The organism is Staphylococcus marylandisciuri, from assembly GCF_025519785.1.
Classification (GTDB): Bacteria; Bacillota; Bacilli; order Staphylococcales; family Staphylococcaceae; genus Staphylococcus; species Staphylococcus marylandisciuri.
In genome coordinates, this window is record NZ_JAOPKZ010000006.1 from 46,617 (window position 1) to 71,534 (window position 24,918).

At 37.6% G+C, this 24,918-nt stretch carries 18 protein-coding genes; 14 read left to right on the forward strand and 4 right to left on the reverse strand.

Annotation, left to right across the window (positions count from 1 at the left end; all coding sequences use genetic code 11):
- Positions 1-173 precede the first annotated feature (173 nt).
- The 3 genes from pruA to N9R04_RS04630 all read left to right on the forward strand — a co-directional run bounded on the left by pruA (position 174) and on the right by N9R04_RS04630 (position 4,768).
- Positions 174-1,718 carry an L-glutamate gamma-semialdehyde dehydrogenase gene (gene pruA, locus N9R04_RS04620; RefSeq protein WP_262855378.1) on the forward strand — a complete coding sequence of 515 codons (1,545 nt, stop codon included), beginning with the start codon at positions 174-176 and terminating at the stop codon, positions 1,716-1,718.
- 193 nt (positions 1,719-1,911) lie between these two features.
- Positions 1,912-3,105 (forward strand): ornithine--oxo-acid transaminase, encoded by a 1,194-nt coding sequence (locus tag N9R04_RS04625; RefSeq protein ID WP_262855379.1) that lies wholly within the window; start codon positions 1,912-1,914, stop codon positions 3,103-3,105.
- A 418-nt stretch (positions 3,106-3,523) separates the two neighbouring features.
- Complete coding sequence (locus N9R04_RS04630) at positions 3,524-4,768, forward strand: Glu/Leu/Phe/Val family dehydrogenase (RefSeq protein ID WP_262855380.1); 1,245 nt, start codon at positions 3,524-3,526, stop codon at positions 4,766-4,768.
- A 462-nt stretch (positions 4,769-5,230) separates the two neighbouring features.
- On the opposite strand, the gene argH is transcribed toward N9R04_RS04630, so the two are convergent.
- Entirely contained in the window at positions 5,231-6,607 is a 1,377-nt protein-coding gene (gene argH / locus N9R04_RS04635; protein WP_262855381.1) for an argininosuccinate lyase, read from the reverse strand.
- Positions 6,600-7,802, reverse strand: a complete 1,203-nt coding sequence (locus N9R04_RS04640) for an argininosuccinate synthase (protein ID WP_262855382.1) — start codon at positions 7,800-7,802, stop codon at positions 6,600-6,602. The genes argH and N9R04_RS04640 overlap by 8 nt, the downstream gene beginning before the upstream one ends.
- 531 nt (positions 7,803-8,333) lie before the next feature.
- On the opposite strand from N9R04_RS04640, the gene N9R04_RS04645 reads away from it, so the two are divergent.
- The 10 genes from N9R04_RS04645 (at position 8,334) to N9R04_RS04690 (ending at position 21,400) form a co-directional block, all read left to right on the forward strand.
- Positions 8,334-9,665 carry a glucose-6-phosphate isomerase gene (locus N9R04_RS04645; RefSeq protein ID WP_262855383.1) on the forward strand — a complete coding sequence of 444 codons (1,332 nt, stop codon included), beginning with the start codon at positions 8,334-8,336 and terminating at the stop codon, positions 9,663-9,665.
- 393 nt (positions 9,666-10,058) lie between these two features.
- Positions 10,059-10,658, forward strand: coding sequence for a TVP38/TMEM64 family protein (locus tag N9R04_RS04650; RefSeq protein ID WP_262855384.1), 600 nt, complete (start codon positions 10,059-10,061; stop codon positions 10,656-10,658).
- Between the two features lie 3 nt (positions 10,659-10,661).
- Complete coding sequence (gene lepB, locus N9R04_RS04655; protein ID WP_262855385.1) at positions 10,662-11,183, forward strand: signal peptidase I; 522 nt, start codon at positions 10,662-10,664, stop codon at positions 11,181-11,183.
- 16 nt (positions 11,184-11,199) lie between these two features.
- A complete protein-coding gene (gene lepB, locus N9R04_RS04660) occupies positions 11,200-11,760 on the forward strand; it encodes a signal peptidase I (RefSeq protein ID WP_262855386.1) in 561 nt (186 codons plus the stop codon).
- 60 nt (positions 11,761-11,820) lie between these two features.
- Positions 11,821-11,964, forward strand: a complete 144-nt coding sequence (locus N9R04_RS04665; RefSeq protein ID WP_262855387.1) for a hypothetical protein — start codon at positions 11,821-11,823, stop codon at positions 11,962-11,964.
- Positions 11,924-12,115 (forward strand): hypothetical protein, encoded by a 192-nt coding sequence (locus tag N9R04_RS04670; RefSeq protein ID WP_262855388.1) that lies wholly within the window; start codon positions 11,924-11,926, stop codon positions 12,113-12,115. Before N9R04_RS04665 ends, N9R04_RS04670 begins: the two co-directional genes overlap by 41 nt.
- Positions 12,116-12,326: 211 nt before the next feature.
- Positions 12,327-15,782, forward strand: a complete 3,456-nt coding sequence (addB, locus tag N9R04_RS04675; protein WP_262855389.1) for a helicase-exonuclease AddAB subunit AddB — start codon at positions 12,327-12,329, stop codon at positions 15,780-15,782.
- Between the two features lie 4 nt (positions 15,783-15,786).
- Positions 15,787-19,455, forward strand: coding sequence for a helicase-exonuclease AddAB subunit AddA (gene addA / locus N9R04_RS04680; RefSeq protein ID WP_262855390.1), 3,669 nt, complete (start codon positions 15,787-15,789; stop codon positions 19,453-19,455).
- A gap of 247 nt (positions 19,456-19,702) precedes the next feature.
- Positions 19,703-20,620, forward strand: a complete 918-nt coding sequence (locus tag N9R04_RS04685) for a fumarylacetoacetate hydrolase family protein (protein ID WP_262855391.1) — start codon at positions 19,703-19,705, stop codon at positions 20,618-20,620.
- Between the two features lie 387 nt (positions 20,621-21,007).
- Positions 21,008-21,400, forward strand: coding sequence for a YisL family protein (locus tag N9R04_RS04690; protein WP_262855392.1), 393 nt, complete (start codon positions 21,008-21,010; stop codon positions 21,398-21,400).
- Positions 21,401-21,568: 168 nt separating this feature from the next.
- Here the strand turns inward: N9R04_RS04690 and N9R04_RS04695 are convergent, their stop codons facing one another.
- Both N9R04_RS04695 and N9R04_RS04700 read right to left on the reverse strand, forming a co-directional pair.
- The gene (locus N9R04_RS04695) at positions 21,569-22,891 is read right to left on the reverse strand and encodes a CoA-disulfide reductase (protein WP_262855393.1); all 1,323 of its coding nucleotides are present in this window, start codon (positions 22,889-22,891) and stop codon (positions 21,569-21,571) included.
- Between the two features lie 24 nt (positions 22,892-22,915).
- On the reverse strand, positions 22,916-23,749 hold the full coding sequence (locus tag N9R04_RS04700) for a Cof-type HAD-IIB family hydrolase (RefSeq protein WP_262855394.1): 834 nt from the start codon (positions 23,747-23,749) through the stop codon (positions 22,916-22,918).
- A gap of 218 nt (positions 23,750-23,967) precedes the next feature.
- On the opposite strand from N9R04_RS04700, the gene N9R04_RS04705 reads away from it, so the two are divergent.
- Positions 23,968-24,276 carry a metal-sulfur cluster assembly factor gene (locus N9R04_RS04705; protein WP_262855395.1) on the forward strand — a complete coding sequence of 103 codons (309 nt, stop codon included), beginning with the start codon at positions 23,968-23,970 and terminating at the stop codon, positions 24,274-24,276.
- Positions 24,277-24,918: the final 642 nt, after the last annotated feature.

A 24,918-nucleotide genomic window follows, 5' to 3' on the forward strand; every position in this document is an offset into this window, starting at 1 on the left:
CTAGAAAGATTTCGTAGTCCCGCTCCCTTGCTCCTGTTCTTTTTTATTATAGGTTCCTAACTAAATTTGAGAAAATATTTCAAATTTCACACAAAATGAGCTTGTTGTTCTTAGGGAAAAGTGTATTATAGATGTAAGGGTTTACAAAAAAATACTACAGAGGAGGAGACAACATGATTCCTTATAAACATGAACCTTTTACAGACTTTACTAAAGAAGAAAATATTGAGGCTTATAATCAAGCACTCCATAAAGTAGAAAAAGAGCTTGGTCAAACTTATCCGTTAATAATAAATGGTGAACGTATTTATACTGATGATACAACACGCTCTTACAACCCTTCGAAGCGAGAAGAAACGATTGGCTACGTTTCTAAAGCAACTAAAGATCACGCACAACAAGCTATTGAGGCGGCTAAAGAAGCATTTAAAACATGGCGAAACGTAGCTCCTGAAACAAGAGCTAACATTCTATTTAGAGCAGCAGCAATAACGCGTCGTCGTAAACACGAATTCTCTGCGCTGCTTTCCAAAGAGGGCGGTAAACCGTGGAAAGAAGCAGATGCGGATACTGCCGAAGCGATTGATTTCATGGAATACTACGGTCGAGAAATGCTGCGTTTAAAAGATGGCAAACCTGTTGAAAGTCGTCCAGGTGAATACAATCAATATGATTACTTACCTATTGGTGTCAGTGTGGTTATTTCACCTTGGAACTTTGCATATGCCATCATGGCTGGTACGACAGTAGCACCAGTGGTAACAGGGAATACAGTGTTATTGAAACCATCGTCAAATACGCCAGTGATTTCTTATAAATTCATGGAAGTGTTAGAAGAAGCTGGTTTGCCTAAGGGTGTGGTTAACTGGATACCTGGTTCTTCAGCGGATATTGGTGATTATTTAATAGAGCACAAAGATGTTGGTTTAATATCGTTTACTGGTTCCAAGAAGGTAGGCACAGATATTATGCAACGTGCTGCTCAAATTCAACAAGGACAAAATCACATGAAGCGTGTAATCGCAGAGATGGGCGGTAAAGATACGATCGTTGTTGATAGCGAAGCGAATTTAGATACTGCTACTGATGCGATTGTAAATTCAGCGTTTGGTTTCTCTGGTCAAAAATGTTCTGCATGTTCACGTGTAATCGCTGTAGAATCTATCTACGATGAGTTACTTGAACGTGTAAAAGCTCAAACTGAAAAACTTACTGTGGGCGATGCTGCAGAGCATTCTAACTTTATGGGGCCAGTCATCGATCAAAAATCACTAGATAAGATTAAAGGTTATATCGAAATTGGTCGAGATGAAGGACGCCTCGTTACAGGTGGTACTGTCGACGAAGAAATAGGTAACTTCGTCCACCCTACTGTATTTGCTGATCTTGAACATGATTCTCGCATTATGCAAGAGGAAATTTTTGGACCGGTTGTTGGTTTTAGTAAAGCTAAAGATTTTGATCAAGCTATAGAGTTCGCTAATAACACAGAATACGGTTTGACGGGCGCTGTCATTTCTAATAACCGTATGAAATTAGAACAAGCACGACGTGACTTTATGGTTGGTAATTTATACTTCAATCGTGGGTGTACTGGCGCAGTAGTTGGCTATCAACCATTTGGTGGCTTTAAAATGTCAGGAACAGATTCTAAAGCAGGTGGTCCTGATTATCTTGTATTACACATGCAAGGTCGTACAGTTTCAGAACATTTGTAAATAAATATTTTCTACAGAAATTCGCTTGATATACTATCCTTTTGACTTTCAACACTTGTCCTTGCTATATAATTGTAACGAGGAGAAAATAAATTTTTATAAAATAGTTTTAGTTATGTTCTAAATAAGTTATGCTTAATGTAACGATAAAATTGGAATTAAGTTCCTAAATTAATACTGAAGGGGAGATATCATGACAAAAACTGAAGAAATTATTGAACAAACGAATCATTATGGGGCGCATAACTATGTTCCGTTACCCATCGTAATTTCTGAAGCTGAAGGGGTATGGGTTAAAGATCCCGAAGGAAATAAATATATGGATATGCTGTCAGCGTATTCAGCTGTAAACCAAGGTCATAGACACCCTAAGATTATACAAGCACTTAAAGATCAAGCTGAAAAAGCAACTTTAGTTTCACGTGCCTTTCACAGCGATAACTTAGGAGAATGGTACGAGAAAATTTGTAAGCTAGCTGGCAAAGAAAAAGCCTTACCGATGAACACGGGTGCTGAGGCTGTAGAAACAGCGTTAAAAGCAGCTCGCCGTTGGGCATATGAGAAAAAAGAAATCGAGCCAAATAAAGCTGAAATTATCGCTTTTAATGGTAACTTCCACGGTCGTACTATGGCGCCAGTTTCACTATCATCTGAGAAAGAATATCAACGTGGTTATGGACCTTTATTAGATGGGTTCCGTAAAGTTGAGTTTGGTAATATAGAAGAAGTGAAGAAAGCGATTAATGAAAACACTGCTGCTATTCTCATTGAACCTATCCAAGGGGAAGCAGGTATCAACGTTCCACCAGAAGGTTATTTGAAGGAAATCAGAGAATTATGTGATCAACATAACATCTTATTTATCGCTGATGAAATACAAGCTGGACTCTGCCGTTCAGGTAAACTATTTGCGACTGATTGGGATAACGTGAAACCGGATGTTTACATCTTAGGTAAAGCTTTAGGTGGCGGCGTGCTTCCAATATCTGTAGTCCTCGCTGATGAAGAAGTACTCGGCGTCTTTACTCCAGGTTCACATGGATCTACATTTGGTGGTAATCCATTAGCTTGTGCAGTATCTATGGCTGCGCTCGATGTGCTCATCGACGAAGATTTGGCCGGTCGTTCACGTGAATTAGGTGATTATTTCAAATCAGAATTAGAAAAGATTGATAATCCAGTAATTAAAGAAGTTCGTGGACGCGGATTATTTATTGGTATCGAATTACATGAGAGTGCTAGACCTTATTGTGAAGCACTTAAAGAAGAAGGCTTATTGTGTAAAGAAACACATGATACAGTTATTCGTTTTGCTCCACCACTCATCATTTCTAAAGAAGAATTAGACTTCGCAATTGACAAAGTGAAAAAAGTGTTTTCTAAGTAAGTACTAAATTTGAATAAGTAAGAATTTCTTATTACATTTTACATTGACGCTAATGGCAAGAGATGGCTCAGAATAAACGTGTGTCACTATATGCTTATTACGTTGTCAATCTCTCATGCTGGAGCGGTTCAACGATTCAAATTATTTCGTGAATGTTGTTCCGCTCCTAATTAGTAGAATGAGAATTTGCTCTAGTAAGCAGTTCAGTGTCTATATGTGAGGAAGAGAACCGAGTGGCGTTCTTTCTTACGGAAGACATAGAATTTTAAGTTCTATCGCCAAGTTTCCTACTTTTTATAAAAGTAAGAATATTGTCGATTTCGTTTGTCTTTGGTCTGAGCCTTTAAAAAGCTATAACATATGTTACAATTAGCATGAAAGCGAAATCATTAGTTACGAAAAAGAGGCGAAATGAATCATGACTGAAAATAATAATTTAGTTACTTCTACGCAACAAATTATTAAAGAAGCATTGCATAAATTAGGGTTTGACGATGGAATGTACGATTTAGTAAAAGAACCTTTGAGATTCTTACAAGTTCGTATTCCAGTTAGAATGGATGACGGAACTGTTAAAACCTTCACTGGGTATCGTGCTCAACACAATGATGCAGTAGGCCCGACTAAAGGTGGTGTTCGTTTCCATCCAGATGTAGACGAAGAAGAGGTTAAAGCGCTCTCAATGTGGATGACATTGAAATGTGGTATCGTCGACTTACCATATGGTGGCGGTAAAGGTGGTATTATTTGCGACCCACGTCAAATGAGTATCCACGAAGTTGAACGTCTATCAAGAGGCTATGTTCGCGCCATATCTCAATTCGTGGGACCAACTAAAGATATTCCAGCCCCAGACGTATTTACAAACTCACAAATCATGGCTTGGATGATGGATGAATACAGCTCGCTAGATAAATTTAATTCACCAGGATTCATCACAGGTAAACCAATAGTACTTGGTGGTTCTCAAGGTCGTGATCGTTCAACTGCGTTAGGCGTAGTAATTGCAATTGAACAAGCAGCAAAACGTAAGAATAAAGAAATTAAAGGTTCAAGAGTAGTTATTCAAGGATTCGGTAATGCAGGTAGTTTCTTAGCGAAGTTCTTGTATGATTTAGGAGCTAAGATTGTCGGCATTTCAGATGCTTACGGTGCTTTACACGATCCTGAAGGATTAGATATTGATTATTTACTCGATCGAAGAGATAGCTTCGGAACAGTAACGAACCTTTTTGATGAAACTATCTCTAATAAAGAGCTATTCGAAATTGATTGTGATATCTTAGTGCCTGCAGCTATCGCTAACCAAATTACAGCTGATAATGCTAATGATATTAAAGCAGAAATTGTGGTTGAAGCTGCAAATGGACCTACGACTCCAGAAGCTACACGTATCTTGACTGAAAGAGATGTTCTACTAGTTCCAGACGTGCTTGCAAGTGCTGGAGGAGTGACTGTATCTTACTTCGAATGGGTTCAAAATAACCAAGGTTATTATTGGACTGAAGAAGAGGTAAATGAGAAATTACGCGACAAACTCACAACAGCTTTTGATACAATTTATGAATTATCTCAAAACCGTAAGATTGATATGCGTCTAGCTGCGTATATCGTTGGACTAAAACGTACTGCGGAAGCGGCTCGTTATCGCGGTTGGGCTTAAACGAAAATAGTTGTATTATGACACATGAGAGGGCTAAACGCTTATCTCATGTGTTTTTTTGGATCTATACTAAATAGGACTGGCGACCCAACCCGTCCTATTTTGACAAAGAGCCGTTTTTTTGAGGTCGGGACAAAAGCGTTTAGGATTTGAGCAGGGGGCCCCAACACAGAGAAACTGGTAAACCAGTTTCTACAAGCGTAGAGAGTTGGGGTGGGCCCCAAAGGGAGCGGGACAGAAATCTAATTTGAGTAAAAAAAGATTTCGTAGTTCCGCCCCGGCAAGGATGAGTAGAATTGAAAAAAGCTTGATACAAGCGCATTTTCAAATCAGTCATCTACTGCCAAGATGCTGAAAAAGGCTGAGACATTACATTATGTCCCAGCCTCTTTCTCTCTAGTCAAAGCCCTTTATGTCCCAGGCTCTAGATCACAACAACTTTATGTCTCACTCTTATTAAACTTAATAAATTAATGCTTTGATTGCTTTAAGTTGTTTTTTCACTGCATCTTGACCTGTAGCCCCTAAGCTCGTTCTACGGCGTACACAATTGTCTGGTTGGAGATAATCATAAATATCACTTTCTATTGCCGGATGTGCAGATTGATATTTCTCAAGCGGTACATCGAGCAGGTAGAGATTTTGATGAGTGCACCATAACACGAGTTTGCCTACTATTTCATGTGCTGTCCTAAATGGGATATTTTTAGCTACTAGGTAATCCGCAAGTTCTGTTGCATTAGAGAAATCTTTACGCACTTGTTTCTTAAGGTGTTCAGTATTTACTGTCATCGTATTTAACATGCCTTCAAAGATACGTAAGCTTCCTTTAAGGGTGTGTATAGAATCGAAGAGACCTTCTTTGTCTTCCTGCATATCTTTATTGTAAGCAAGCGGCAAGCCTTTTAACGTCATCAACATGCTCATTAAATGACCTGAAGTACGTCCTACTTTACCTCTAATAAGTTCAGCCATATCTGGATTCTTCTTCTGAGGCATGATCGAAGAACCAGTTGAAAATGCATCTGATAGGGTTATAAACCCAGCCTCGGTAGAAGACCAAAATATGATTTCTTCCGCTAAACGAGAAAGGTGTACCATCGTTAATGAAATATTATTTAACGACTCAACAATATAGTCTCTGTCGCTCACCGCATCTATACTGTTGTGATAAACATCTTCAAAGCCAAGTAAATCACGAGTTCTTTCGCGATCAATCGGGTAAGTTGTTCCACTCAAGGCAGCTGCTCCTAGAGGTGATACATCAATTCTCTTCAAGCTATCTTCGAAACGTGACTTATCTCTTTCCAACATCCAAGCATAAGTTAATATGTGATGTGCAAAAGAAATAGGTTGAGCACGTTGCAGGTGTGTGTAGCCAGGCATAATTGTATCAACATGTTCTTCAGCTATAGCAACAATACTTTTCTGTAGTATCTCAATAAGTTCTATAATATGCTTGACTTCGGTCTTAGCATAAAGGTGCATATCTGTCGCGATTTGATCGTTTCTACTACGACCAGTATGCAAGCGACCACCAGCGTCTCCAATTCTCTCTATAAGTTGGTGTTCAATATTGAGGTGGATATCTTCCAAGCTAACCTCCCATTCAATGTCGCCTTTCTGGTAGTCTTGAAGTATTTCATTAAGCCCATTAATGATTGCATCACAATCTTCTGAAGAAATGATGTGTTGTTCTCTTAACATCGTAGCGTGGGCTATACTTCCTTGAATATCATATTCTATTAACTGTTCGTCAAAGTGGATCGAAGCATTAAACTCATCCACCCAATCTTCGAGTTGCTCGCTAAATCTACCGCCCCAAGCTTTCTTACTCATTATTATAACCTCCATGCAGCATAGCGTTCACTTGTGTAGGAAGACCGAAGATATCAATGAAGCCGACAGAAGAATCCTGGTTAAACGCATCATCTTTCGTATAAGTTGCTAATTCCTCATTATAAAGTGTGTAAGGTGATCGACGGCCATTCACGATAGCGTTACCTTTGTATAATTTAATACGCACGTCGCCACTAACATAAGTTTGTGTACTATCGATAAAGGCTTTTAAACTATCTGTTAAAGGTGAGAACCACAAACCGTTATATACTTGTTCTGAGAATTGCTTCTCTATGATGGGTTTGAAATGAGCAACATCTTTAGTAAGAGTGATCGTTTCCAATGCTCTATGCGCTTTTTGAATTACTTCAGCTCCAGGCGTCTCGTACACCTCTCTAGATTTGATACCTACTAAACGATTCTCGACATGATCGATTCTTCCGATACCGTGTTTACCTGCAAGTTTATTTAGCTTCAAAATGAGTTCAGTTAAAGTTAAAGGTTCATCATTTAATTTAACAGGTAAGCCTTGTTTAAAATGAAGAACGATTTCTTCGCTTTTATCAGGGGAATCTTCAAGTGAACGAGTTAAATCATAAGCGTCTTCAGGCGGAGCTGCGTAAGGATCTTCTAACACACCACATTCATTAGCTCTACCCCAAAGGTTTTGGTCAATAGAATAAGGAGAATCTTGCTCAATTGGTAGAGGGATATCGTGTTTCTTTGCATAATCTATCTCCTCTTCGCGACTCCAACCCCATTCTCTGACAGGAGCAAAAACTTTTAAATGAGGATTTAAAGCTTTGATAGCTACTTCAAAACGAACTTGGTCATTTCCTTTACCGGTACAACCGTGTGCGATACCGATTGAATTTGTTCTTTCAGCTATCTCCACTAACTTTTTAGAGATTAGTGGTCGTGATAAAGCTGACACTAGAGGGTAGGCTTGCTCGTATTCGAGATTTCCTTTAATGGCATAACTCACGTATTCGTCACTAAATTCCTCAGTAGCGTCGATGATATGGCATTCCACGGCTCCCATATTAAGAGCTTTTTGATAGACAACATCTAAATCTTTACCTTCTCCGACATCTAAGCAACAAGCTACGACATCGTACCCTTTCTCTATTAGCCAATGCACTGCAACGCTAGTATCTAATCCACCAGAATATGCTAAGACAATCTTATCTTTCATATTAACACCTCAATTAGTAATTTTCTGAATTCTTTACAATGATTATATTAGAGCTAGTGATAAGATTGTATCATAAATATACGAAAAATTGTATAAATAATTTTAAAATATCATTAGCTAAACTGCGATGACTGGTTTGACGGTTAAATATAGGGAGGGTTTAGAAAGTAATTAGGATTGTTGCGTAGCAGCCATCTTTTAACTGTATAGCGAGGAACTAAAGATTTAATTATGTGGGAGCGGGACAGAAATCTAATTTGAATAAAAAGATTTCGTCGTCCCGCCCCGGCAAGGATGACTAGAATTGAAAAAAGATTGATACAAGCGCATTTTCAAATCAGTCATCTACTGCCAAGATGCTGAAAGGGTCTGGGACATTACATTATGTCCCAGCCTCTTTCTCTCTAGTTAAAGACCATTATGTTCCAGCCTCTGGCATGCTTAGGTTTGATTGCAGAGAACTGAGAATTTGAATCGGACAATTAAACTTAGTAGAATATATGTGAAATAAATAATCAGGAGGCCGTGTTAATGACTCATATACAATTGGATTACGGTAAGACATTAGAATATGTTGGTGAGCATGAATTAGAACAACAACAAGAGAATGTAACATCAATTCACAAAATCATTCATCAGGGTACAGGCGCTGGTAATGATTACTTAGGTTGGCTAGATCTTCCTATTAATTATGATAAAGAGGAATTTTCCCGAATTGTAAGAACTGCAGAAGAGGTCAAATCAAATTCACAAGTCTTCGTTGTCATCGGCATTGGTGGTTCTTATCTAGGTGCTAGAGCTGCGATCGAAATGCTTACACCAGCGTTTAGAACTTCAAATGATTATCCTGAAATAGTCTTTGTTGGCAATCATTTATCTTCGTCATATACAACAGAACTCATTCACTATTTAGCTGATAAAGATTTCTCAGTTAATGTCATTTCTAAATCAGGGACTACTACTGAGCCTGCTGTCTCATTTAGACTATTTAAACAGCTACTTGAAGAGAAATATGGCAAGGATGGGGCTCGAAAACGTATATTTGCAACTACAGATAAAGAAAAAGGGGCACTTAAAGAACTTGCTACGAATGAAAGCTATGAAACATTTGTAGTTCCTGATGATGTCGGAGGCCGTTATTCTGTATTAACTGCAGTTGGTTTATTACCTATAGCAGTAGCAGGTATTGACATTGACACAATGATGACTGGTGCTCAGAAAGCACGTGAAGAACTTTCCTCAGATAAATTAGCAGACAATATAGCTTATCAATATGCAACTATCCGTAATATATTGTATTCAAAAGGTTACAATACTGAGATGTTAATTAACTACGAACCATCACTTGCTTATTTCAATGAATGGTGGAAGCAACTCTATGGTGAATCAGAAGGTAAGGATTACAAAGGTATATATCCTTCAAGCGCTAATTACACAACTGATTTACATTCATTAGGGCAATATGTCCAAGAAGGTCGTAGATTTTTATTTGAAACCATACTGAAAGTTGAAAATCCAAAGCACGATATCAAAATTAAAGAAGATCCTGATGATTTAGATGGCTTAAATTATTTAGCGGGTAAGACTATGGATGAGGTTAATACGAAAGCATTTGAAGGCACATTGCTCGCGCATACTGATGGTGGTGTTCCTAATATAGTTGTGAAAGTGCCGCGTCTCGATGCTGAAACATTTGGTTACCTTGTGTATTTCTTTGAGCTTGCTTGTGCAATGAGTGGCTACCAATTAGGAGTGAATCCGTTTAACCAACCAGGCGTGGAAGCTTATAAACAAAATATGTTTGCACTACTGGGTAAACCAGGATTTGAAGCGCAAAAAGAAGAATTAGAGAAACGTTTGTAATCAACGTGTAGCAAATTAATCACTTTAACGTGCAGTAGTTAATTCAAAATATAAATTGTTATGTGCACGAAGCAATATAGATATGGCACGTCGATTATTTATTCTGTCGAACGGATTAAATTAATCGATAGTGCCTTATTTTTGTTATTCATTGAAGTATAAATTGAACCAGTATTTAATTTTAGAATTGTCAGTGTCATCACTCACGATAAGTTACCTGGGAATTAGTATAATCTTGCTGGATGACTATTTTTAAATAGAGCCTCCCAGTATTTTCTCATTTAATTTCACCATTAAACTATGCGTCTAGTACTTTAGTATTATTTTCGACACAATATCGCCTTGAAAGATTTTAATTTGTATGTTTTCGCTATATAATATAGAAAATGTTTAATGAGGAAGTGGGTAATGGCTGAAGCAGAGTTTCAAAGTTGGTTTGAATATTTTCGCGAGTTAGGTTTTATAGGCTATCTGTTTGGTTTTTTGTTGCCTTTCGTTGAAGCATTTGTACCTATATTACCTTTGGTTTTATTTATCATACTGAATGTCAATACTTTTGGGTTAGTTGCAGGCGTATTAATTTCATGGGCATCAACGGTGTGTGGATGTTATGTTGTATTTCTCATATTGAGAAGTTTAGCTCATCATACATTTTTGCATAAATATAAAAATCGTCGCTCTGTACAACGTTTAATTAGCTTTATAGACAGACAAGGAGTTATGCCGATATTTATATTAATGTGCTTTCCGTTTACTCCAAGCGCCTTAGTCAATATCGTTGTGAGTTTATCTCATATTCGTCGCCACATCTATTTAGGTGTATTAATTTTTTCAAAAATGATCATGGTCGCAATGGTAGGTTGGTTAGGTAAAGATATCACAACCTATTTTCAAAATCCTTGGCGTCTTATTGTAGTGATCCTTGTCTTTTTAGCAGTGTGGATGATCGGTAAGTATGTAGAACGTCACTTTATGCATACCTATAAGGAGTAGATTATGCGGAGAATATTAAAACATTTGCTTTCTATCGTGCTAGCGATTATCATTGTTATGTTAATTCAAATGTTCATTTTGACAGGTGCGGTTGTGGAAAAGAATAATATGAATCCTACGTTACATAAAGGTGATCATATTCTCGTTAATAAATTGAAAGCAACACTCAATGGGTTAGACGAGGGTGATATTATCTTGTATCGAGAAGGTAACCACCAATCCTGTGGAAGAATAGTTGGCACACCTGGTGAATCTATTGAATTTAAGAAAGGGAAACTGTATCGTAATAATCGACTATCTAACGAATCTTATTCGACGATTAATAAGATTAATCATTTAGAATTGCGCCATTTAAAACATTCTGAAGGAGACATCGTACCTCCTAGAACGTATGTAGTTCTCAATGATAATAGGAAGGATAACTCCGACTCAAGACAGTATGGCTTTATTCAGCAAGACCATGTAATAGGAAGCGTGAGTTTGAGATATTATCCTTTAAAGTTATTGACTTGGCAATTTAAATAAAGATGAGGTGTAGACATTGAATAAGGAAGTAAAGGAATGGATTATAGCGATAGCAATTGCTGTAGTATCCATAGTAATTATTATTAATTTCGTGGGCAAATCCTATACTGTCCGGGGTGACTCTATGTATCCAACGTTGAAAGATGGGGAGCGAGTCATAGTTAATATTGCGGGCGTGAAGTTCGGTAGTATCCACAAAGGTAATGTCATTGTATTTCATCATGATAAAAAAGATGACTACGTTAAGCGTGTTATTGGCACACCTGGTGATCACATACAATATAAGAAAGATCAGCTATACGTAAATGGTAAGAAAGTTAAGGAACCTTATTTAGATTATAATGAAAAACACAAACAAATTGATTATATTACTGACAAATCGTGGGATTCAAAAGAAATTAATAATGGCGAAGCTAAGATTCCTAAAGATAAATTATTAGTGCTTGGCGATAATCGTGAAATCAGTAAAGATAGTCGTTCCTTTGGACTGATTGATAGAGATCAAGTGGTTGGAAAAGTTTCCTTAAGATATTGGCCATTCAAAGAGTGGAAATATAATTTCAATCCTAGCACGTAATAGCGGGGCCCCAACAAAAAGAAACTGAGTAAGCAGTTTCAACAAGCAATGTAAGTTGGGGTGGGGCCCCAACATAGAGAAACTGGTGAGACAGTTTCAACAAGCATAGCGAGTTGGGGTGGGCCCCAACACAGAGAAACTGGAGAGACAGTTTCAACAAGCAATGGAAGTTGGGATGGGGCCCCAACAAAAAGGAACTGGTAAGACAGTTTCTACAAGCACAGAGAAGTCATCCAATACAAATCAATGTATAAGTAAAGGGGAGCGGGACAGAAATCTTTTTATTCAAATTAGATTTCTGTCCCGCTCCCTCTTTTTTAGTTTTTTTACACCAGCTTTCACTTCTATTTTATAAGAGAATCTACAGCAACCCTGTCAAATTAGTTTCTATTAATAAATGGATGTCAGGGTCCCTTTAAATTTATATAAAGACATAGTATGCTAACTGGCGGTTATTTAAGATCGGTGTATAAAACTAAATTTTATATTTTGTATAAGAGCCGTTATTAAATTACTTACCGCGATAGCGATTGTGTTAGAATAACTTTCAAAGGAGTAGATAACTGATGGATTTAAATGTGTGGTTCGGCACTGCTGGTACAGGTAAATCGCAAGCCATGTTAGCTGAAATTAAAGAAAAGATGCAAGCTCAACCGTTGGGGGACCCTATTGTTCTGATTGCTCCCACTCAAAATACATTTCAATTAGAGCAAGCTTTTGTTGAGGATGTCGCTCTCCAAGGCAGCTTGAGAACAGAAGTACTCCACTTTGAACGTTTAAGCTATCGTGTGTTTCAAGAGATAGGAGGCTTAAACGAAGAACAATTATCTAAAGCAGCTACCGAAATGCTGATTTATGACATTTTGCAACAAGAAAGATCTCATCTCCGTTTATATCGATCTCAAGTTAACTATTATGGTTTTAGTGAAAAAGTATATGAACAAATTCAAGATTTTAAAAAATATGCAGTTACGCCTGATGATTTAACAGAGTTTATTGAGTCTCACACCCTTCAGACGAGAATGAAAGATAAATTGCATGATATCGCCCATATTTATCAACATCTAGAGGAACGTATTAAAGGTAACTATGTCTCAACTGAAGATACTTTACAACGGTTTATTTCCTTGATGCCTAAATCAGATTGGCTTTCTAGAGCAGAAATATACATTGATGGATTTCACAATTTCTCGACACTTGAATATCAGATTATTCGAGGGTTAGTTCAACATTGTAAAAAAGTGACGGTGCTACTCACGACTAATGGTGATAAAGATACCTTTAGTTTATTTAGGAAGCCGTCAGAAGTCTTAACTCACCTTGAAGATATCAGTAACGACTTAGGTATCCGTATGGATAAGCGTACCTTTACGCAACAACAGCGTTTCTCCACTCGTGATTTAGTGCATTTAGAGCACAACTTTGATGCATTGCAGCCTCAGGTATCGTTGGCACAAGGCGATGTTCAAATGCTAGAAGCTTCGACCATGCGTGAAGAGGTAAATGAAATTGCTCGTCGAATTATAACAGAAAATCGAGATCTCGGACGACGTTACCAAGATGTAGCTATTTTATACCGGGATGAAAGCTACGCCTATCTATTAGAATCTATTTTACCTCAATACGATATTCCTTATCATATAGACGTCAAACGCTCGATGACCTATCATCCAGTGATGGAAATGTTAAGAGCACTACTCGAGGTAGTAAAAACGGGTTGGCAATTTGAACCATTGATGCGACTGCTTAAGACAAATGTTCTCACAGCGCATATACCTCACAGTGATTATTATATAGATCTACTAGAGAATTTTGTGCTAGAGCGTGGTATCTATGGACAGCGATGGATAGACGAGCAATATTTTACCATTGAACAGTTTAGTAAAATGGGGTTAAAACGTCATCAATTAACTGAAGAAGAGACGGAGACATTTGAAAAAGTGATCCAATTAAAAAGGTTTGTGATAGATAAAATCCTTCACTTTGAAGAAAAGCTCAACTCTGTCTCAACCGCTAGAGGATATGCAACGGCGTTATATGAAACTGTAGAGTCCTACGATTTGCCAAGTCAACTCATGACTCAAAGAGATGAATACGAAGTCGCAAATCAAACTCAAAAAGCTGAAGAAATTGATCAAATTTGGAATGGGTTTATTCAAACTTTAGACGACTTAGTAACTGTATTTGGCGATAAGCCGATGTCGCAACAGCGTTTCTTAGAATTGCTAGATATAGGTTTAGAACAACTGGAGTTTACTATGATTCCACAGACGTTGGATCAAGTCAGCATTGGAACGATGGATTTAGCGAAAGTAGATAATAAAGCTCACGTTTATCTGCTTGGGGTGAATGACGGAAGTTTACCACAACCGGTTAGTAGTTCGAGCTTAATTACTGATGAAGAGAAACGTTTGTTTGAAGAAAGTGCTTCGATAGAGCTGAGTCCGACTTCAGATATTCTACAAATGGATGAAGCTTTTGTTTGCTATATTGCGTTGACTAGAGCGCGAGAACAATTAACACTGTCATATAGTTTAATGAGCAATAATGGTAATGAAAGGGAGCCGAGCCCTTACATCGATCAAATTGTGAGTTTATTTGAAGGGCTGTCAGTGCACAATATCAATTATCTTCATCAACGCGACCCACTTTCCTTATTGCAGCACCCGCACCAAGCGAAGACCGAACTATTTGAAGCTCTCCAATCATGGTTGAATGGGGAGGTTGTAGCGGAGACATGGCTAGATGTATATCAAGTGATACGAGATAATGATCGTTTAAATCAAGGCCTAAGCTATCTTGTTACAGCATTAACTTATAGAAATGCAACCGTGCAACTTTCTTCAAAGTTAACTCAAGATTTATACGGTGAATCTATGCATGCCAGCGTGTCTCGTTTCGAAGGTTATCAGAACTGTCCATTTAAGCACTTTGCATCTCATGGCCTAAAGTTAAATGAGCGGACTAAGTACAAGTTAGAGAACTTTGATTTAGGAGATATATTCCACCAAGTGTTACGCTATATATCAGAACGGCTCAATGGTGATTTTAAAAATTTAGATCCACGTAAGATTCATCAGTTAACTACTGAAGCATTAAATGAGATCTTACCTGAAGTACAGTTTAATGTTCTCGATTCAACCTCATATTATAGATATCTATCGCGACGTATCGGTACGATAGTTGAAAGCACATTGAAAGCATTAAAATATCAAGGAGAACATTCTAAATTTGTACCTACTCGCTTTGAAGCAGGCTTTAGGCGTAAACCACGTCATCAATCTGAATTGCAAGCCGCTCCACTTCAAACGAAACAAGGCATTCCTATCAACATTAGAGGACAGATTGATCGCATCGATACTTACCAAGATAAAGAGCAAAGTTTCGTCAACGTCATCGACTATAAATCTTCGCCGACGAGTGGCAGTTTAGATCTCACTAAAGTCTATTATGGTCTACAAATGCAGATGATGACTTACATGGACGTTGTATTACAGAATAAGGAGCGCCTAGGTTTATCGGATTTGACTAAGCCTGGAGGATTATTATATTTCCACGTTCACCACCCGAGACTTTCTTTCAAACTTAACGATTTATTACAAGTTGATGTTGATAAGCACTTTTTAAAAGACTTTAAATTAAATGGCTTATTAAACGATGACGAATCTGTGCTTCAAGCGTTTGATAGTCGTTATGAACCTAAATTCAAATCTGATATTGTTCCTCTACAAGTTAAAAAAGATGGAGCTTTGAGCACAACGAGTAAGGTGGCTAATGAGGAAACGATATATAAATTTCTCAAACATAATCAACAGAACTTTGTGGATATTGCTTCAGACATAATGGATGGTCACACAGAGGTGGCGCCGTTGAAATATAATCAGAAACTACCATGTGAATATTGTCAATATAAACCCGTTTGTCATGTGGATGGACTTGTAGATAGTAAATACTATCGAACGGTTGATGAAACGATTAACCCACTAGAAGCGATTCAAGACGTTAAGATTGAAGGTGAGTAATAAGATGAAAAGTACAATTCCAACGAAGCCTAAAGAGGTGCAGTGGACTGATCAGCAATGGAAGAGTATATATGCTAAAGACCAAGATATATTAGTAGCTGCAGCTGCTGGGTCCGGTAAGACTGCTGTTCTCGTTGAGCGCATCATACAGAGAATCATACGGGATGAAATCGATGTTGATCGTTTACTTGTCGTGACTTTTACTAATGCAAGTGCTAGAGAAATGAAACAACGTGTGGACACGCGTATCCAAGAAGCGTCTATTAAAGATCCGAATAACCAGCATTTGAAAAATCAACGTGTCAAAATTCATCAAGCTCAAATTTCCACTTTGCATAGTTTCTGTTTGAAATTAATTCAACAGCATTATGACGTACTCGAAATTGATCCTAACTTCAGAACGAGCAATGAAGCAGAGAATATTCTCTTACTTGAGGAAGCCATAGACGAAGTGTTAGAGCATCACTATAATCAACTCGATCCTGCTTTCCTTGAATTAGCTGAACACTTAGCAACAGATCGTAACGATGATCAACTCCGTGAAATAGTTAAAAAGCTTTATTACTTTAGCGTTGCCAATCCAACCCCAATGAGTTGGTTAGCATCACTAGGAAATGCATACGAAAACGCTGACGAATTTGAACATCTGATGGAACATCTGAAAAGTTATGTGAAAGTCTTTCTTGAAGCAGGGAAAGAAGCGTTAGAGAACAGCTATGATTTATTCTCTATGGCCAGTGGAACAGACAAACAGTTAGCAACAATAGAAACTGAATTACAGTTCCTTAAACAGGCATTGCGAAGTAGTGAAGTGCAGACGGATGTCATTCTGGATCATCAATTGCCTGCTCGCTTTCCAGCAATCTCCAAGAAGATTAAAGAAGCTAACGAAGGACTGGAAGAAACCTTAGCTGACGCAAAAGCTCAATTTGATAGATATAAATCACATATTAAAAAAGTAAAAGAAGATTATTTATCTCGTGATGTAGATGATATGCGTGAAGATATGGCTCGATTAGCACCTCGAGTGAAGTACTTATCGCGCTTGGCTCAAGATGTCATCGAACGCTTTAGCTCAAAAAAACGTGAGCGTAATATTCTAGACTTTTCAGATTATGAACACTTTGCTTTACGAATCTTAATGAATAGTGATGGTAGCCCATCTCACATAGCAGAGTTATATCGAGAACAGTTTGCTGAAATTCTGGTGGATGAATACCAAGACACTAACCGAGTTCAGGAAACTATTCTGAAGTGTATGAAGAGGGGTAGCGAAGCGGATGGTAATTTATTTATGGTTGGTGATGTTAAACAATCCATTTATAAATTCCGCCAAGCTGATCCGAGCCTCTTTATAGATAAATATAAGCGCTTTACTTCCGAAGGTAATGAAACTGGCTTACGCATTGACCTCTCACTTAATTTCCGTTCCCGTAAAGAAGTGCTTACTACAACAAATTATTTATTTAAGCACATGATGGATGAATCAGTAGGTGAAATACAATATGATGATGCTGCACAACTTTATTATGGTGCTCCATTTGATGAGAGGGAACACCCGCTTGAACTCACTATGATCGTGAAAGATGAAGAATCAGAGCTTACCGCAACTGAACAAGAGGCAGAATACATCGCTCAACAAGTAGAATATATTATGGCACATAAAGAAGTTTACGATATGAAGCAAGGTAAATATCGCAAACCTAATTATAATGACATCGTTATTCTCGAGCGGAGTTACGGACAAGCTAACACTTTACAACAAGTGTTTAAGGATCACGATATTCCATTCTTTGTTAACAGTAAAGAAGGTTATTTTGCTCAGACCGAAGTTCAGCTTATACTGTCCTTTTTACGCACAGTCGATAACCCGCTTCAAGATATTTATTTAGTAGGGCTCATGCGCTCGGTAATTTATCAATTTACCGAAGATGAATTGTCGGAAATTAGAGTTGTAAGTCCTAATGACGATTATTTTTACCAATCAATCGATCATTACCTACGTAGTGAGGAGGCTCGCCAGGATCTTATAGATAAATTGAATTACTTCTTAAAGGATATTAAACACTATCAAGCGTTTAGCCAATCACATCCCGTGTATCAACTGATTGATAAGTTCTATAATGATCATTACGTTATTCAGTACTTTAGTGGCATCGTTGGTGGCAAAGGTAGAAGAGCGAATCTATATGGTTTATTTAATAAAGCGATCGAATTTGAGAACTCGAGCTTTAGAGGTCTGTATCAATTTATACGTTTTATAGATAAGCTTATAGAAAGAGGACAAGATTTTGGTGAAGAACACGTAGTTAGCCCAAATGATGATGTAGTGCGAATGATGACGATTCACAGTAGTAAGGGGCTTGAATTTCCATTTGTTATCTATGCTAATCTAAGTGGAAAGTTTCAGCGTACTGATTTGACTAAACCTGTCATATTGAATCAACAGTTTGGGTTAGGTATGAAATACTTTGATGTCGAGAGTCAAATTACATTCCCATCACTTGCTTCGATAACTTATAGCGTTATAGCTGAGAAAGAAATGGTTTCAGAAGAAATGCGCCTTATATACGTAGCACTTACGCGGGCAAAAGAGCAGCTCTTCCTCGTCGGGCGTGTTAATGAGGAAGAAGAGTTGGAGAATATGATAAACAAACCTGTAACGCACTCTCATTTACCTGTGAGTGATCGATTAACGGCTAAATCTCCTATTGAATTGATTTATCCTATACTTGCTAAGTATCAATCCACTCACTTACCGGAGAACTTACGCTTTGAGCATAAGATTGAAGATGTTTCTCCCGATATGAGACCTTTTGTTAATTTAAAGATAGAGCATTATAGTCAACTAGCTGAGAATTCCAACAAGACTAAGGACATACGACGAGATGTCAGTGAAATAGAACAAAGTACAACTGGTAATGATGGACTAAAGAAACAAATCGATCATCAACTCAGTTATGAATACCCATACAAGAAAGATACTGAGAAACCGTCTAAGCAATCAGTTTCAGAGCTCAAACGCCAGTTAGAAACTCAACAATCTGAGACTAATTACGATCGAGTAAGACAATATCGAATAGGTAATGCCTCCTATGAAAGGCCCTCATTTATGCGTGAGAATCAGCGACGTAGGGCAAACGAAATAGGCACGCTTATGCATACGGTTATGCAACATTTACCATTTAAAGTTGAACGGCTCAGTCGAGATGATTTAGATCAATACGTAAACTCATTAATTGAAAGCAATATTATTGAAGATAATGCCAAAAAAGATATTAGTTATGATGATATCATGCACTTTATAGAAAGTCCGTTATATATGGAGATAGCTCAGAGTGACCATGTATATAGAGAGTTACCTTTCGTAGTCAATCAAAGAAGTGTAGACCATATTGAAGATAGCGAAGAAGACGTTTCGATTATTCAAGGAATGATCGATTTGATTTATCAAAAGGATGGTTGTTATTACTTTGTAGATTATAAGACAGATGCTTTTGTGCGCCGGAAAGGTATGACGGATGAGGAAATAGGACAGCAATTACGGCAACGTTACAAAATACAAATGCAATATTATAAAGATACACTGGAAGCTATTTTGAAAACTGAAGTGAAAGGATATTTATACTTCTTTAAATTTAAGACTTTATCTCTTGAGGATGCGGACGATTAGCGCTATGAAATTTGAGATAGGAGAGAAAGCTGTATTGTGTTCGCAGTAGTTGAGTAAATTGTGTATATTGTCCCGTTATGGCACACCAGTCAACTATGGGGTGAGGCAAATTCTGATGAGTTCTGCCTCACTTTATAGTCACTAGGTAATGATTAATATTTCGAAAATTGTGATACTCAGATATTTGTGATTTCTTTAAAAATATAGTTATAATAGCTATAAGATATAGGTGAGGAGCTGATATTGAATGAAATTCCTATCATTCAGATACGACGGAGAAACTTCATATGGGGTGAAGGTGAAGCGAGAAGAAGCTGCCTGGGATTTGAAAAGAGTCTTTGCAGATTTCGCTCAAGAAGCTGAATTTCATCCTAAGACTTTATTACAGGGTTTACAACATAATCAATCTGTAGATTTTCAAGAACAGGTGCGTAAAGCTGTCGTAGCTGCTGAAGATAGTGGCAAAGCAGATGAGTATAAAGTTCAATTTGATGAGATAGAGTTTTTGCCGCCTGTAACTCCGACGAATAATGTCATCGCATTTGGTAGAAACTATAAAGAGCATGCAGATGAATTAAATCATGAGGTCCAACGACTGTACGTGTTCACTAAAGCTGCTTCGTCATTAACAGGAGATAATAGTACGATTCCGAACCATAAAGATATAACAGATCAATTAGACTACGAAGGCGAACTCGGTATAGTTATCGGTAAATCTGGTGAGAAGATACCTAAAGGACTTGCCTTAGACTATGTGTATGGCTATACGATTATTAATGATATCACCGACCGTAAAGCACAAAATGAACAAGACCAAGCCTTTTTATCTAAGAGTTTAACTGGTGGCTGTCCAATGGGGCCATATATAGTGACTAAAGATGAATTGCCAACACCAGAGAATGTCAATATCGTGACAAAAGTAAATAATGAAATTCGTCAAGACGGGAATACGAGTGAAATGATTCTTAAAATTGATGAATTAATTGAAGAAATTTCTAAATATGTTGCTTTACATCCAGGAGATATCATTGCGACTGGTACCCCTGCAGGCGTAGGAGCTGGATTGAAGCCACCTAAATTTTTACAACCAGGTGATGAAGTGAAGGTAACAATTGATAACATAGGGACATTGACGAATTTCATTTCTCAAAATGATGAGAAATAAGTGATTAGTTAAATCGATTTCGTATGAGCAACAAATAGATGACCTTTGTCATGAGAGCAGAGGCTGAAACATTCTGTTGATTTCCGTGTAAAGCAGTTACAGAGATGAATGCTTAAACATTTATTGCGAAATAGCGAGTTACACTTTACCGTGGGCGTTATCTCAAGTTATTGCGAGCGCATCAAAGGGCTTAATTCTGGGAGAGAACGCGCAGCTGTCAGTAGGATTAGTGTTAAGATTTATCAGCTACTTCATTTAAGGAGATCAACGCATCTAAACTGAGTTGGAAGATGTGTGTTACAGTCTTTGCTCTCTTTTAATTCGCAATAAAAGTTAGTTTTTATTATAATAAGCATTAAATATAATTTTAATGTGGGGGTATATGTTTTGTTACATATTCATATTACAAGTTGGGTACTTGCAATTATTTTTTTCTTTGCGACGTACTTTAACTTTTCAGCAAGAGAAGGTGCAACGCCGTTCTATAAAATTGCGCATATTTTATTGAGAATCAGCATGGTATTAGTCTTAGTTTCAGGCATTTGGAGTTTTATTCAAGAAATGTCTGCTCACCATGGCGGAGGACATTTATTACTTACGTGTAAGATGGTTTGTGGTTTAATTGTTATAGCACTGATGGAAGTAACAATTGCTAAACGTAAGAAAGGGGAACCAAGTCACGCTCAATTATGGTGGACGATCATTATGATTATTATAACGATGGTACTCGGCGTTATATTACCTTGGGGTCCTATTTCTTCACTATTTGGTATTCATTAAGGAAGTTTAGGAACCGACAATACAGTCCTCGTTAGGATTTAAATGAACCAATTAATATGTATTCAAACTAAGTTATAGCTAACAGAGGGAGCGGGACAGAAATCTTTTTATTCAAATTAGATTTCTGCCCCGCTCCCGTGTTTTTTAATACGTATGAGCAACTCAATTTTATTTATTTCGTGCTTTATAACCTATCATGTTTATGGGATCTTTCGGACTACTATATGGCGGCGCGTATGCTACTTCAAACTCAGTAAGTTCATCGACGGTCAGGTGATTTTGCATTGCCATAGATAGTACGTCAATGCGTTTATCTACCCCATCTTTACCCATTGCAGCAGCACGCAGAATTTTGCGTGTTGCTTTCTCGAAATAGACGCGTAAATGAAGTGTTTCATTTCCCGGGTAATAGCCAGCGTGTTGATTTTGTTTCGTCTCTACCATTTCATAATCAAATTTCTGAAGTTCTTGAGGTTTGACTCCTACACTTCCGAAAGTATAATCAAAAAATTTAACAATATTACTGCCTAGATAACCTTCGAATTTAATACTCGTATTACCATTGAGTCTTTCAGCGATGATAGATGCTGCACGATGGGCTCCCCAAGCTAAAGGGACATGAGCGGTAAGATCAACGTGTCGATAGTGCGACGTGATGACGTCCCCTAAAGCGTACACATGCGCTATATTCGTTTCAAAGTTGTCATTTACTGGTACGTAACCTTTCTCATCTAAATAAATATTAGAACTTCGAATGAACTCTGAATTGGGTTGGACGCCAACACCTTCAATAATTAAATCGTAAGTCTCAACTATACCTGAAGTGAAAATCACTTCTCGTCCGTTTATGGCTTTGACTTCTTCGTTAAGACGGTAAGTAACACCTCGTTTCTCAAGTTCATCGAGTATGGGTTGGTTCATATCTTGATCCATTAATTTATTAATTCCTCTAGAGCGATGAATAAGCGTGGGTTGAAGCCCGCGACGATATAAATTCTCTAATACTTCTAAACTGATATAACCCGCACCTACGATTAGGGCGCGTTTGACGTCGTGCTTATTGATATAGTCGTCTATCGCATCCGTATCTTCCATATTTCTTAAGGTAAATATCATATCGCTACTAAAGCCAAGACTTTTAGCACTGCAACCGGGACTTAATATCAACTCATCGTAGCTCTCTTCAAATGTCTCGTCTGTTTGGCGATTTAACACGGTTATAGTTCGACGATTATCGTCGATTTGAATAACTTCATGATACGTTTTGACCCTGATTCTCTTCTTTGCATAAAATTCTTCGGGTGTTGCTTCTAAGATTTGATCTCTTTCTTCTACTACTCCGCCTAAATAATAAGGGAGGCCACAATTCGCGAAGCTCATGTCGCGATCTTTCTCAAAGATAAGGATCTCGCTATCTTGATCCAAGCGTCTAATTTGGCTCGCTACAGTTGCGCCACCAGCAACAGCGCCAACTATTACTATTTTAGTCAATTTATTTCCTCCTGCGATGAGTGATTATGATGAATAAGTTAATTGTAGATTAAAAAATGTATTTAGATAACGACCTATACCATCTTCATTATTTGAGTAAGTTATCTCATTAGCGATCTCTTTAATTTCATCCAAACCATTAGCCATGGCTACTCCGTGCGTCGCATATTTAAGCATTTCACTATCGTTATCTTCGTCGCCAAAAGCTATGACATTCTCACTTTTAATTCCCAAGTATGATTTGACGTAATCAATTCCACGAGCTTTATTAATGCCTTTTCGCACGATTTCAATAATAGGAAAAGGTGCGCCCCAACGGCGATGTTCTATATTTTCCGCATAGAAATGATTGAGCATCTCTCTAATTTCTTGAATCTGATCCTCTGGACTTTCAACAAGGAGAGAAGTAGGAGGCTCTTGAAGGTTTTCAAGTAAGTTACCAATTTCTATATCAGGGTTGCCCATTGAAAACCCTTCAAAGAGCCGTTCATCGTAGTTATCTATGTAGACATGATCACGTATTTCAGCGACTAAATTAGAAACTTCATATTTTTTTAGTGAACGAATCATTTCATAAGCAACATCTAAATCAAGCTCCTCATGAATAGTCTTGAAATGAGGATTGTTAGGATGATGAACGTAGGCACCGTTGAAATTAACTATGGGAGTATGCATATTTAACTCATGGTAATATATGTCGCAGGCACGATAGGGACGTCCTGTAGCGATCATAAGATGGTGTCCTTGTTCTTGAAGTGTTAGTAATACTTGCTTTGTAAAAGTGGAAATTTCTTTGTCATCATTGAGTAAAGTTCCATCTAAATCTAAGCATATTAAATAGGGATTTGTTACTGTCATAACGGTTGATCTCCTCATTATTTTAAGTGAATATAATTTGTTCTTGAGATTCGTCTTTAATCATTGCTAGTTACACATCTCTGAGAGGGAGCGGGACAGAAATCTTTTTATTCAAATTAGATTTCTGTCCCGCTCCCTAACATCATAGCATTTTATTGGCGTTTTGTAAGATATTTGATATATTGTTTATATCAATGAAAGTCTGTGAGGTGAGACAAATGGATGAAGCATTAAAGGATAGTATACTTAATGCGCTAGAAATGGTTATTGACCCTGAGTTAGGTATTGATATCGTTAACTTAGGTTTAGTATATAAAGTAGATGTAGACGACGATGGTTTATGTACTGTTGAGATGACACTTACTTCAATGGGTTGTCCGCTTGGACCACAAATAGTAAATCAGGTTAAAGCTGCTTTAGCCGATATTCCAGAGATTCAGGATACTGAAGTTAATATCGTGTGGGATCCACCATGGGATAAAGATATGATGTCTCGCTATGCGAAGATAGCTTTAGGCATCGGTTAAATGAGTAAAGAGGCTGGGACTTAAATCCCAGCCTTTTTCAGCATTTTGGCAGTAGATGACTGATTTGAAAACGCGCTTGTATCAAGCTTTTTTCAATTCTAGTCATCTTTGCCGGGGCGGGACGACGAAATCTTTTTATTCAAATTAGATTTCTGTCCCGCTCCCTCTTTCAACATCTCGACAGTAGGTGACTGATCTGAAAATACGCTTGTATCAAGCTTTTTTCAATTCTAGTCATCCTTGCCGGGGCGGGACGATGAAATCTTTTTATTCAAATTAGATTTCTGTCCCGCTCCCTTTTTAAATGCAGGTTGAGGATAACTTTTAATAGGGGAAGAAATATATTGAGGCCTAGTAAACAGGTGAATAGTCAGTAGAGATACAGTTGGATATTAGGTTGATTTAAATGAATATACTAAGTCGTTTATTAAGTAGAAAAAGAAAATATCGAAAAAGTTTAACTAAATTTGACGTTTAAGGTTGATTAATCCTGAGAGTGGGTTTATAATAAAATTAAGGTCAAAGAAAGTCAAAGTCAATAAATGTTCTTTGATCATGTCGTTAAACGATGAGACCATTTAGTCTATATTATTTAATGAAAGATGCGAGTTCACTTGCTTGTCATAAAGTTGAGTAGAGGTG

Excerpts from the sequence above, each read along its gene's own strand:
- N9R04_RS04685 (WP_262855391.1), top strand. The coding sequence starts at position 19,703 with ATGAAATTCCTATCATTCAGATACGACGGAGAAACTTCATATGGGGTG.
- N9R04_RS04705 (WP_262855395.1), top strand. The coding sequence starts at position 23,968 with ATGGATGAAGCATTAAAGGATAGTATACTTAATGCGCTAGAAATGGTT.
- N9R04_RS04670 (WP_262855388.1), top strand. The coding sequence starts at position 11,924 with ATGGAAGTTGGGATGGGGCCCCAACAAAAAGGAACTGGTAAGACAGTT.
- argH (WP_262855381.1), bottom strand. The coding sequence starts at position 6,607 with ATGAGTAAGAAAGCTTGGGGCGGTAGATTTAGCGAGCAACTCGAAGAT.
- addA (WP_262855390.1), top strand. The coding sequence starts at position 15,787 with ATGAAAAGTACAATTCCAACGAAGCCTAAAGAGGTGCAGTGGACTGAT.
- N9R04_RS04650 (WP_262855384.1), top strand. The coding sequence starts at position 10,059 with ATGAGGAAGTGGGTAATGGCTGAAGCAGAGTTTCAAAGTTGGTTTGAA.
- N9R04_RS04640 (WP_262855382.1), bottom strand. The coding sequence starts at position 7,802 with ATGAAAGATAAGATTGTCTTAGCATATTCTGGTGGATTAGATACTAGC.
- addB (WP_262855389.1), top strand. The coding sequence starts at position 12,327 with ATGGATTTAAATGTGTGGTTCGGCACTGCTGGTACAGGTAAATCGCAA.
- N9R04_RS04630 (WP_262855380.1), top strand. The coding sequence starts at position 3,524 with ATGACTGAAAATAATAATTTAGTTACTTCTACGCAACAAATTATTAAA.
- N9R04_RS04625 (WP_262855379.1), top strand. The coding sequence starts at position 1,912 with ATGACAAAAACTGAAGAAATTATTGAACAAACGAATCATTATGGGGCG.
- pruA (WP_262855378.1), top strand. The coding sequence starts at position 174 with ATGATTCCTTATAAACATGAACCTTTTACAGACTTTACTAAAGAAGAA.
- N9R04_RS04700 (WP_262855394.1), bottom strand. The coding sequence starts at position 23,749 with ATGACAGTAACAAATCCCTATTTAATATGCTTAGATTTAGATGGAACT.
- lepB (WP_262855385.1), top strand. The coding sequence starts at position 10,662 with ATGCGGAGAATATTAAAACATTTGCTTTCTATCGTGCTAGCGATTATC.
- N9R04_RS04645 (WP_262855383.1), top strand. The coding sequence starts at position 8,334 with ATGACTCATATACAATTGGATTACGGTAAGACATTAGAATATGTTGGT.